This window comes from Actinoplanes sp. NPDC049316 (genome assembly GCF_040677315.1).
GTDB lineage: Bacteria > Actinomycetota > Actinomycetes > Mycobacteriales > Micromonosporaceae > Actinoplanes.
In genome coordinates, this window is sequence record NZ_JBFAQM010000023.1 from 128,603 (window position 1) to 139,905 (window position 11,303).

Below are 11,303 nucleotides of genomic sequence, written 5' to 3' on the forward strand. Positions count from 1 at the left end.
GCGCTGTCTTCCACCGATCGGCATATCGGGGGCTCGCGTTCGGCCCGGCGGACCGCCTACTCTCCATTCGCCCGTCGCGCCAGTGGAAGGCCGTCCCCGTGACCTACGTCGAGACCCGGATGAGTGTCTGGGAAGCGCTGGCCGGTCGCGCTCCCGGTGAGCCCTCCGGGCCCGCTGACCCCGGGCTCTGGGGCGCCGTGGTGGACCGGCTCAACCCGGCCCGCGCCAAGCCCGTCCTGCGCGCCGGGATCGAGGCCGTCGAGCTGACCAGCGTGCGCGGGTCGGCGTACGTGATGCTGCGCTCGCCGGACGACGGCGGCCGCGCCAGCTACCTGCGGCTGACGCCGGAGGAGTGGCAGCTGGCGCTGATGATGGACGGCACGCACACGGTGGCCCGGCTGGTCGCCGAGTTCGCCCGTCTCGCCGGCCGGCTCGCCCCCGACCAGGTCCGCCGCGTCGTCGCCGACCTGGCCGGCAACCGCATGCTGGACGAGCTGCCGGTGGACGCGTTCCGGGCGCTGCAGGAGCTCGAGCGCAAGCCGCTGCCCCGGCGTGTCGGCAGTGGGCTGCTCGCGGCCGCACGTGGCCGGCGCATGCTCGTCTTCGACGTCGACCCGCTGGTCACGGCCCTGTACCGGGCCGGCGGCAGGCTGCTGTTCACGAAGGTCGCCGCGATCGTCATGGCGGCCCTCGCGCTGGCCGGTGCCGCGCTCTTCGTGACCACGTGGTGGAACGGCAGCGAGGCGGTGTTCCTCACCGGCGGGTCGTATCTCCTCGGCGCGGTCGTGCTGCTGCTGCTCAACGTGCTCGCGCTGGCCAGCCATGAGCTCGGGCACGCGCTGGCCACCAAGCATGCCGGACGGGAGGTACCCGCGGCGGGCGTGCTCGTCTACTTCGGCATCCCGTCGGTCTTCGTCGACACCACCGACGCGTGGATGGCCGGGCGGCGGGCGCGGATGCTCGTCACGGCGGCGGGCCCGGCCACCGGCCTGGTCCTGGCCGGCACCATGCAGCTGGTGGGGCTCGCCGTGCCGGCGCTCGGGCCGCTCGCCTTCAAGCTCGCCTTCGCCTGGTACCTGAACGCGTTGTTCAACCTCAACCCGCTGCTCGCGCTCGACGGCTACTACCTGCTGATGGACTGGTTGGAGATCCCGAACCTGCGCGGACGCGGCCTGGCATGGGTCGCGTCGCGGCTGCGCGGGCGCCCGCCGGCCTGGGGCGGCCTGGACCGGGAGGGGCGGATCGTCGCGCTGTACGGCGTGCTCGCCGTGCTGTGGCTGGCCGTCGCGGTGAACCTCGCGTACCGGATCTGGGCGGACCGGGTGGCCGGGCTGGCGACCGGGCTGTGGAACGGCGGGGCCGGCGGGAAGGCCCTGCTCTTCCTGGTCGTCGCCGGGCTGTGCGCGCCGCTGGTGTACCTCGCCGCCGGCTGGCTCGCCCGGTCGTGGCGTCGCTTCCGGGTACGCGCCGCCGAGAAGCAGCGCGAGGCCGACGCGCCGCGCCGCCTCGAGGCGCTGCGCAATTCCGACCTCGGCGGCCTGCCCGAGCCCGCGCTCGCCGGCCTGGCCGCCCGCGCCCGGTGGGTACGCCCGCCGTCCGGCACCCCGATGATCCTGGCCGGCAGCACCCAGCAGGCCGTGTACGTCGTCGTCGACGGCGCCATGCAGGCCCGCAAGCCCGGCGACCCGGGTGGCACGATCCGCCACCACGTCGGGGCGGGCGGCGTCGTCGGCCTCGCGAACGCGCTCACCGGCCGCGCCACCTCGCTCGACTGGCACACCGCGGGCACCACGCTGCTGGCCGTACCGACGGCGACCGTCGCGACGGTGGTCGGGCCGCTGCCCGGGCCGCCGCCGGCCGACCGCGCCGAGGCCGAGGCGCTGTTCGCCGACACCCCCGCGCTCGCCGGCCTGGCCGGGGACGAGCGCCTGGCGCTCATCGCCACCGCGCACCCCGTGGATCTCGAGCCGGGCGCGCCGGTGGACCTGCCCGGGCCGACGCACGCCGTGGTGGTCGAGTCCGGCGTGATCGCCATGCCCGACGGCGTGGAGCTGCGCCGCGGCACGCTGATCGGCCCGGTCGGTGACGGCACCCCGGGTACGGTCGCCCAAACGCGTACGCCCACCCGGCTCTGGGTCATCCCGGACGCCTCCGACCTGCCGCCGCTCGTGGGAACGCCCGGGCCGGGCACCTCGCCGTCATCCGGCGTGGACAGTGCCGGCACGGCACGCGGCGTGCACTCCGCGGGCGTCTACCCGCCGCTCGCGGTGCCACCGGGGCCGCCGGACGGCACCGAGGACCCCGAGGTGGACCGCCGCTTCGAACGGCGCATGTGGTGGCTCGTCCTCCTGCTGCTCCTGCTGTCCCTGCTGCTGACGGCGCTGAACTTCGCGCCCGGCCCGGCCTGGGCCGAGATGCCCACCGACCGGGCCCTGCTCACCGCCGAGCGCGGCACGCTCGCCGTCACCGTCGACGGTCGATCCGTACGCCTGACCCCGGGCGACCGCCGCTACGTCGACGAGGGAGCGCGGATCGAGGTGCCCGCCCGCGCGTCCGGCCGGCTCACGTTCAAGGGCGGCTCGGCGACGCTGCTCTGCGCGGGTACGCAGGCCGAGGTGGGTGCGCTGGCCACGGACGCCGGCCGGACCCGCGTGCCGCACGGCGTGCTGACCCTCCGCAGCGGGCGCGTGCTCGCCGACACGGGCAGCACGAGCGGTGCGTACGAGCCGTTGCGCCTGACCGTGCAGTCCACCGCCGGCACCGCCGTCAACGACGGCGCGGCCTGGTTCGGTGTCGAGCCGGGCACGGTCTCCGTCGCCGCCGGGCGGGTGTTCCTCGGCGACAGCCCCGTCACGACCAACGTGACATCGCTCAGTTGCGGCGACGGCGTACCCGTGGCACCGCCCGCGGGCTCGCCCAGCGAGTCGCCGAGCGACGTACCGTCGGATCTTCCGTCGGTGACGCCGCCGCCGTCGCTCTCGCCGAGCGTGACGCCGCCGACCGTGCCGCCGACGACCGCCGATCCCGGGCAGCCGGCCACGCCGGACCAGCCGCGGCCGACCACGACCCGTCCGACGACGCGGCCGCCGGCCACCACCCGTCCGACGACCCGGCCGACGATCCGCCCGACGACGGTGCCGCCGAGCACCACCCGGCCGCCGGCGCCCAGCCCGGATCCGCCCTCGACTCCGCCCTCCACGTCGGCGCCGGCGAACCCGGAGCCGTCGGACACGACTCCGCCCGTGATTGGATGAGCCGTGCTCTGTTTCTTCTGTGCCAAGGCGGCACGTGGCACCTGCCGGTTCTGCGGGCGCGGCGTGTGTGAGGACCATGCCCGCTTCGGTCCGTACCTGTTGCAGGTCAGCAGGTCGGTGACCCGCGAGCGTGCGGAGGCGTTGGTGGTGGAGGACGCGGTGCAGTGCGGCACGTGCCGCCCGCGGCCGCAGCCGGTCGCCATGCCCGAGCTGGACTGATCGGCCGATACCGGACAGTGGATGCGGCCGCCTACCTTGGCGGCATGGGCGACTTCGACACCGTGCTCGAGCGGCTGCTCACCGATCCCGCGTTCCAGGCGAGCCTGGCCCGGGACCCGGACTCGGCGCTGGCCGGTTACCGTCTCGAGGCTGACGAGGTGGCGGTGCTGCGGCAGCAGGTGTCCACCGACGCCGGCGCCTCGGCGGCCACGGTGGAGCAACGGGTCACCAAGTCCAGCACCTTCGGCATCCTCGGCTCGCTCGGCGGGCTCGCCGACGCCGCGGCCGGGTCGCCGGCCGACGGCGCGGCCGGCATCGGGCCCGTGCCCGGGACGCACCAGGGTTTCGGCGACGCGCACGCGGCCCGAGGCGCCGGAGCGGGTCTCGGCGCGACCGCCTCCCGGCTGGGCGACGCGCCGCGGACCGGGTTCGGCGACGCGCACCTGCCGGCGCCGGAGGGCTACCACAACCGGGTCGACGCGGACGGCGACGGCACGCTGGACAAGGCGTCGTACCGCGGGCACCGGGGCGGCGGCGCGGAGATCGTCGTCGACCTGAATCGCGACGGGCGCGCCGACTTCGTCGGCGTCGACAAGGATCTCGACAACCGCGTCGACTATGCCGACTACGACAAGGACCACGACGGCGTCTTCGAGAAGCGCATGTACGACGACGACGGCGACGGCTGGCTGGACCGCAGCGTCCGCCGCTGAGCCTTCCGCCGCTGAGCCTTCCGCCGCTGAGCCTTCCGCCGGGCGCCGCCGGCCCGCACCATGAGGGGATGGTGGCTATCGCGGCCCGCGGGCTCACGAAGAAGTTCGACGATGGAGCGGTGGCCGTCGACGACGTCTGCCTCGAGGTGCCCTCCGGCGAGTTCCTGGTGGTGCTCGGCCCGACGGGATGCGGCAAGTCCACGCTGCTGCGGCTGCTCGCCGGGATCGAGGAGCCCACGGCCGGGACGGTGCTCTACGACGGCGTACCGGTCCGGGAAGCGGACCGCGACATCGCGATGATCTTTCAGTCGTATGCGCTGTACCCGCATCTGACCGTCGCGCAGAACATCGGCTTCCCGCTGCACACGACGCCTTTGTCGGCGGCTGAGGTGGCGGCCCGGGTGGCGGGGGTCGCCCGGCACGTCGGCGTCGACGACCTGCTCGGCCGCTATCCCCGGCACCTGTCCGGAGGACAGCGGCAGCGGGTCGCGATGGCCCGGGCTCTGGTCCGGCGCCCGTCGGTGTTCCTGCTGGACGAGCCGCTGTCGTATGTGGACGCCGGAGCGCGGGCGGCGCTGCGTGCGGAGATCTCCGCCATCGTCCGCAACCTGGGCGTCACCACGATCTACGTCACGCACGATCAGATCGAGGCGATGAGCATGGCCGACCGGGTCGCGGTGCTGCGCAAGGGCGTGCTGCAGCAGGTCGGGCCGCCGGCCCAGGTGTACGCGGACCCCGGCACGATCTTCGTCGCGGCGTTCCTCGGCACCCCGCGGACGAGCCTGCTCGAGGCGGCGGTGTCGGTCTCGGACGGCCGGGTGCTTCTCGACCTCGGCTCCCAGGTGCTCGAGATGCCGGCGGGGGACGCGCGTACGGAGGCGTTGGCGCGGCACGACACCGCCCGCGTGACGGTGGCACTGCGCGCGTTGTCGCCGGACAAGAAGGGGCCGTTGTCGTTGCGGGGCACCGTCCGTGCCGTCGAGAACCTGGGTCACGAGTTGCTCGTCCATCTGGACGTCGGGGGAGTGCCGACGCCCGCGGCGACCTCGCGGCTGGAGACGTCGTCGCCGTTGCCCCGGCCGCGGATCGGGCCGCCCGCCGACCGGTCGCCGTACGGCCTGCAGCCCGCGTACGAATCGCTCGAGCCGCCGCCGACGGGTGAGGTGATGATCCGGATGGCCGCGCCGGGCCGCGCGGAGATCGGCGCGGAGCTCACCGTCGGGGTGGGTTGGGACGATCTGCTGGTGTTCGACCGGGCCGGCCGGCGCATCCGGCCCACCGAGGGCCTGGACAGAATCAGTTAACAGTCCTAATAATTGGCCAACTGTCGATATGCCGACGTTGGAGGCCATCCCCCATGCGCCGATCCCTGCTCCTCGCCGCGACCGCCCTGCTCGCGGCGTCCGGCTCCGCCGTCTACATAGCCTCGTCCGCCGATGCCGCCGTCGCCTGCGCGGCCGCCTGGAGCTCCTCCGCGGTTTACACCAAGGACATGACCGCCTCGCAGTCCGGGCACAACTACACCGCCAAGTGGTGGACGCAGAACGAGAGCCCGGCCACGCACAGCGGGCAGTGGGACGTCTGGGCCGACAACGGCACCTGCGGCGGTACGACCCCGCCGCCGACGACGCCTCCGACCACCACGCCTCCGACCACTCCGCCCACGACGCCGCCCACGACGCCGCCCACGACGCCGCCCACGACCCCTCCGACGCAGCCGCCTGTTGGTGGCCTGCCCAAGCACGCGCTGATCGGCTACCTGCACGCGAGCTTCGCGAACGGCTCGGGCTACCTGCGGATGGCCGACGTACCGGCCGACTGGGACATCATCAACCTGGCCTTCGGCGAGCCCACCTCGGCGACCTCCGGCGACATCCGGTTCACGCTCTGCCCGGCCAGTGAGTGCCCCGGCGTGGAGAGCGAGGCGGAGTTCATCAGCGCCATCAAGGCGAAGCGCGCGGCCGGCAAGAAGGTGCTGCTCTCCATCGGCGGCGCCAACGGCCAGGTGCAGCTCACCACCACGGCAGCCCGCGACAAGTTCGTCAGCTCGGTCAGCGCGATCATCGACAAGTACGGCCTCGACGGGGTCGACGTCGACTTCGAGGGCCACTCGCTGTCGCTGAACACCGGCGACACCGACTTCAAGAACCCCACCACCCCGGTGATCGTCAACCTGATCGCGGCGCTCAAGTCCCTCAAGGCCAGGTACGGCGCCGGCTTCGTCCTGACCATGGCGCCGGAGACGTTCTTCGTGCAGCTCGGCTACCAGTACTACGGATCCGGCCCATGGGGCGGCCAGGACCCGCGCGCGGGCTCGTACCTGCCGGTCATCTACGCCATGCGCAACGACCTGACGGTGCTGCACGTCCAGGACTACAACAGCGGCTCGATCATGGGGCTGGACAACCAGTACCACAGCATGGGCGGGGCCGATTTCCACATCGCCATGACCGACATGCTGCTCGCGGGCTTCCCCGTCGCGGGCAACACGGCGAACATGTTCCCGGCGCTGCGTGAGGACCAGATCGCCTTCGGTGCGCCGTCGTCGGTCAGTGCCGGCAACGGGTACGTGGCTCCGGCCGGCGTGCAGCAGGCCGTCAGCTGCCTGGTCAAGGGCACGAACTGTGGCGGATACACCGTACGCAGCGGCACGAACCCGAACTTCCGCGGGCTGATGACCTGGTCGATCAACTGGGACAAGTTCTACTCGTGGGAGTTCAAGAACGCGCACGAGCCGTTCCTCAACGGCCTGGGCTGAACGCCCGTCCGGCGTCGCCCGTCCCCGCTCGAGCCGGGGCGGGCGGCGCCGGTTGCCTCATCGCGTCGCCGAGCGCAAGATCATGACAGCGCTGTGGACAACGGGCCGGCGCGCCCGGCGGACGTGGAACGATGAGGTCATGGTGGAGAGTCCGGTCGCGTTCGTGCTCGGCGGGGGAGGCGTGCTCGGCGCCGTCCAGGTCGGCATGCTGCGGGCGCTCTTCCGCGCCGGCTACCGCCCCGACGTCGTCGTCGGCACCTCGATCGGCGCGGTCAACGGCGCGCTGGTCGCGGCCGACCCGACCGAGGCCGTCACCGACCGCCTGGTCCGGCTGTGGTCGTCCCCCGAGGCCGCCGAGGTGTACGGCGACTCCATCGCCCGCCAGGTCCGCCGGTTCGCGGCCCGCACCCACCTGCACTCGCCGCTGCCGCTGCGCCGCCTGCTGACCGCCGAACTGGGCGAGCAGTCGAGCTTCGCCGACCTGAAGATCCCGTTCCGGTGCTGTGCCGCGAGCATCGAGCGGGCCGCCGAGCACTGGTTCGACAGCGGTTCCGTGGTCGACGCCGTGCTGGCATCGGCGGCGGTCCCCGGGCTGCTGCCGCCGATGGAGATCGGCGGCGAGCACTTCGTCGACGGCGGCATCGTCAACTCGATCCCGATCGGCGAGGCCGTCCGGGTGGGGGCGAAACTGATCTTCGTGCTGCAGGTCGGGCGCATCGAGCGGCCGCTGACCGTCCCGCGGCGGCCCTGGGAGGTCGCGCAGGTCGCGTTCGAGATCGCCCGGCGGCACCGGTTCGCGCGCGAGCTTGCGTCGCTGCCCGACGATGTCCGGGTGCACGTTCTTCCCACCGGCGGCGGCGAGAGCCGCGACGACCAGCCCTGGGCATACCGGGACATGGCCGCCGCCGGCCGCCGCATCAGCCGCGCCTACACCGCGTCCCGCCGCTACCTCGCCGACGAGGTCTCCCCGGCACCGGGCGCCGGCGCCTGATGCTGCCGCCGCCCTGGGTCCGTCGCCTGGTCATCGCGCCGGCCGTGGTGGTGCTCGCGGCCCTGCTGCTCACCACGCTGCCGGTGTGGCTGCTCCTGGCCCTTGCGGCGTCGCCGCTGGTGCCGGGTCATCTGCGGGTGCCACGCCTGGCGTTCCTCGCCATCGTGTACGTCGTCTGGGACGCCGCCGCCCTCGTGTGCCTCGCGGCCCTGTGGTTCGCGTCCGGATTCGGCTGGAAGATCCGCAGCCCCGCGTTCCAGCGCGCGCACTACGTGCTCACCGGCCGCTTCCTCGCCGCCCTGTTCTGGGTGGCGGAGTGGTCGCTGCACCTGAGCCTGGAGGTCGTCGGCACCGACCCCGACACGGGCATGCCCGGCCGCCCCGAGATCGTCGTCAGCCGCCACGCCGGCCCCGGCGACTCCTTCGTGCTGATCCACTCGCTGGTCAACTGGTTCGACCGGGAGCCGCGCATCGTGCTCAAGGCGAGCCTGCAGTGGGACCCGGCCGTCGACATCCTGCTCAACCGCCTGCCCAACCGGTTCATCACCCCGGGCCGTCCCGGCGTCACCGACCTGGAGCAACACGTCGGCGCGCTGGCCACCGGCCTCGACGACAACGACGCGTTCGTCATCTTCCCCGAGGGCGGCAACTTCACCCCGCACCGCCGCCTGCGGGCCATCGCCCGGCTGCGGGCCAAAGGCCTGGAGGAGATGGCGGTACGCGCGGAGGCCCTGCGCAACGTTCTCCCGCCGAAACCGGGCGGCCTGTTCTCCGCGATCGACGCCGCCCCGGACTCCGGGGTCATCTTCGTGGCGCACACCGGTCTCGACAAGCTCGTCACCGTGGCCGACATCTGGCGCGAGCTTCCGATGGACAAGCAGCTGGTCATGCGGTTCTGGAGCGTCCCGCCGGAGGAGGTCCCGTCCGGCGAGGAGGAACGCATCCGCTGGTTGTACGACTGGTGGGCCCGCATCGACGCCTGGATCGAGGAGAACCGGCCCCAGCCGCGTCCGCTGGGCACCGACTGGACGGCGCGGCGCACCTCTGTGCGCTCCGGCTGAACCACCTGCCGCAGCCCGGCCGACCGGCGCGCCGTGCGCGTGGTGCGTTGCTGGCGCGGCCGACCGGCGCCGTGCGCGCGGTGCGCTGCGAGTGCCGCCGGATCGCCGCTGTGTCGCTGCGAGTGCCGCCGGATCGCCGCTGTGTCGCTGCGAGTGCCGCCGGATCGCCGCTGTGTCGCTGCGGGTGTGGCCGGCCCGCCGCTGTGGTCCGCGCAGGACGCCGGCCCTCGACGGCGTGGCGGGGCTGAGCGTCTTTCGCCCTGAGGAGAATCGCTGGGCGCGGCGCTCGTTACCGGGGAAGGTAGGAGAGTCCGATGCCGGGTGGGTGCTCACCGCGTCCGGCAGGTGCGAGAGGGTGGGTCCATGAGTGTTGACGATGTGATGATGCGGGCAGGTGGCGCATCCTTTGACGACCAGGTCTTCGAGCGGCTGCTCCGGGAGCGCATCATCTTTCTCGGCAGCGAGGTCAACGACGAGGTGACCAACCGCATCTGCGCGCAGATGCTGCTGCTGGCCTCGGCCGACAGCGAGAAGGACATCGCCCTGTACATCAACTCGCCCGGTGGTTCGATCACCGCCGGCCTGGCCGTGTACGACACGATGCAGTACATCAAGAACGACGTGGCCACGATCGCCATGGGCATGGCCGCCTCGATGGGGCAGTTCCTGCTCTGCGCGGGTACCCCGGGCAAGCGCTACGCCCTGCCGCACGCGCGGGTGATGATGCACCAGCTGTCCGGCGGCATCGGCGGCACCGCGGCCGACATCGCCATCCAGGCCGAGAGCATGCTGCACATCAAGAAGACGATGAACGAGCGGATCGCCTTCCACACCGGGCACACCCCGGAGGAGATCGAGGCCGACTCGGACCGCGACCGCTGGTTCACGGCCCAGGAGGCCAAGGACTACGGCATCGTCGACCACGTGATCTCCAAGGCGGCCGACGTCACGGCGACGTCCGCGCTGGTCTGACACACCTTCCACGAACGGGCGTACGGGTCTCCGTACGCCCGTTTGTGTTCGCCGGCGGCCATCGGGGTATAGCGATGTCATCCCCGAAGGTTCGAAGGAGGTGGCTGACGTGAGACTCCCGTCTTTCTCCCGGCAGTCCGACACCACCACGGAGACCGCAGACCGAGCGCCCGTTTCCGCGCGTACCGATGCCCCCACGCAGAGCGGAGCGGTCCAGGCCGACCGCGCCGCCACCACGTCCGAGCGTGCCACGGACCTAGCGTCGGCTGACCGTGCCGCGTCCACGGACCGTGCCGCGTCCACGGACCGTGCCGCCGTCGCCGAGCGCGCTGCGGCCGCCGACCGTGCCGCCGCGGACCGGGCGTCCGCTGAGCGTGCCGCCGCCGACCGCGTGGCCACCGAGCGGGCCGCCGCCGCCCGGGCCGAGGAGCGCGAGGCCCAGCACGCGGCAGCCCAGGCCGGCGAGCACCGTGCTCAGTATCGGCGGGCCGACGACCGTACCGCCCCGATGGCGAAGGTCGACGACCGTGACCGCACAGAACGTATCGACACGATCCCGTCCGACCGCAGTCCGGCCGAGCGTGGGACCGCGGAGCGTACGCCCGTGCCCGCCGGCCCCAAGCCGCGCGCGAGCCTGCTCGCCACGCTCGGCCTGATCACCGGTGTGGCCGCGGCCCTGCTCGTGCTCTCCGGACCGCTGCTCGGGTACGGCATCGGCGTGGCGGTGCTGTCGCTGATCCTGTCCGTGGCGGGCCTGCGCGCCACCAAGAAGCGCCACGTGGCCGGCAAGACCGACGCGCTGATCGGCCTCGTCCTGGCCCTCGCCTCGATCGTGGTGGGCGTGCTGGCGCTGACCGGCTCGCTCTCCTGGCTGGGCACCGACATGCAGCCGGTCAACAACCTGCGAGAGTGGCTCGACGCACAGTTTATCGACCGCTTCTGACGGGTATCTGACATTCACCGGAGGCGATGCGCCGAAGGGAATCTCCTCGGAACCGGGACGGCCATGAGTCGTCCCGCCCCGGAAACATCCGGCGGTGCGCCGGAAAGCGCGGTAGAGACCGATCGGCGATCACCGTCGACCGACTCGGATGGAGCCGCATCGTTGTGCGGGGGCGGCGGTTCGCCGCCCCCGACGCATGTCCGAACCTGATCGCCCACCTCCGGCGCCGCCGTCTCCGCCCCCCGGCCCTCGCCGCAGGACCGCCGCGCCGTCCCGGGACCGCCGCGCCGCCCCGCTGCAGGGCCGCCCGCGCCGTCGCGAGGCCGCCCGCGCCCGCCGCGCCGCCGTCGCGGGACCGCTGCCGCTGCAGGGCCGCCGCGCCGCTGCCGCTG

The 11,303-nt window shown here is 73.1% G+C and carries 9 protein-coding genes; all 9 read left to right on the plus strand.

Annotated elements, in window-relative coordinates:
• Positions 1–98: 98 nt before the first annotated feature.
• The 9 genes from AB0K03_RS29080 (at position 99) to AB0K03_RS29120 (ending at position 10,911) form a co-directional block, all read left to right on the plus strand.
• Positions 99–3,254, plus strand: coding sequence for a M50 family metallopeptidase (locus AB0K03_RS29080; protein WP_364691015.1), 3,156 nt, complete (start codon positions 99–101; stop codon positions 3,252–3,254).
• A 63-nt stretch (positions 3,255–3,317) separates the two neighbouring features.
• The gene (locus tag AB0K03_RS29085) at positions 3,318–3,473 is read left to right on the plus strand and encodes a hypothetical protein (protein WP_233412713.1); all 156 of its coding nucleotides are present in this window, start codon (positions 3,318–3,320) and stop codon (positions 3,471–3,473) included.
• 44 nt (positions 3,474–3,517) lie between these two features.
• Positions 3,518–4,186 carry a hypothetical protein gene (locus AB0K03_RS29090; RefSeq protein WP_364691017.1) on the plus strand — a complete coding sequence of 223 codons (669 nt, stop codon included), beginning with the start codon at positions 3,518–3,520 and terminating at the stop codon, positions 4,184–4,186.
• A 68-nt stretch (positions 4,187–4,254) separates the two neighbouring features.
• On the plus strand, positions 4,255–5,490 hold the full coding sequence (locus AB0K03_RS29095) for an ABC transporter ATP-binding protein (RefSeq protein ID WP_364691020.1): 1,236 nt from the start codon (positions 4,255–4,257) through the stop codon (positions 5,488–5,490).
• Between the two features lie 53 nt (positions 5,491–5,543).
• A complete protein-coding gene (locus AB0K03_RS29100; RefSeq protein ID WP_364691023.1) occupies positions 5,544–6,944 on the plus strand; it encodes a glycosyl hydrolase family 18 protein in 1,401 nt (466 codons plus the stop codon).
• Positions 6,945–7,083: 139 nt separating this feature from the next.
• On the plus strand, positions 7,084–7,935 hold the full coding sequence (locus tag AB0K03_RS29105) for a patatin-like phospholipase family protein (RefSeq protein WP_364691026.1): 852 nt from the start codon (positions 7,084–7,086) through the stop codon (positions 7,933–7,935).
• Complete coding sequence (locus AB0K03_RS29110; RefSeq protein WP_364691029.1) at positions 7,935–8,996, plus strand: 1-acyl-sn-glycerol-3-phosphate acyltransferase; 1,062 nt, start codon at positions 7,935–7,937, stop codon at positions 8,994–8,996. Before AB0K03_RS29105 ends, AB0K03_RS29110 begins: the two co-directional genes overlap by 1 nt.
• A 363-nt stretch (positions 8,997–9,359) precedes the next feature.
• Positions 9,360–9,968: an ATP-dependent Clp protease proteolytic subunit gene (locus AB0K03_RS29115; RefSeq protein WP_364691031.1), complete on the plus strand. Its 609-nt coding sequence runs from the start codon at positions 9,360–9,362 to the stop codon at positions 9,966–9,968.
• A gap of 109 nt (positions 9,969–10,077) precedes the next feature.
• On the plus strand, positions 10,078–10,911 hold the full coding sequence (locus AB0K03_RS29120; protein ID WP_364691034.1) for a DUF4190 domain-containing protein: 834 nt from the start codon (positions 10,078–10,080) through the stop codon (positions 10,909–10,911).
• The last annotated feature ends 392 nt before the right edge of the window (positions 10,912–11,303 follow it).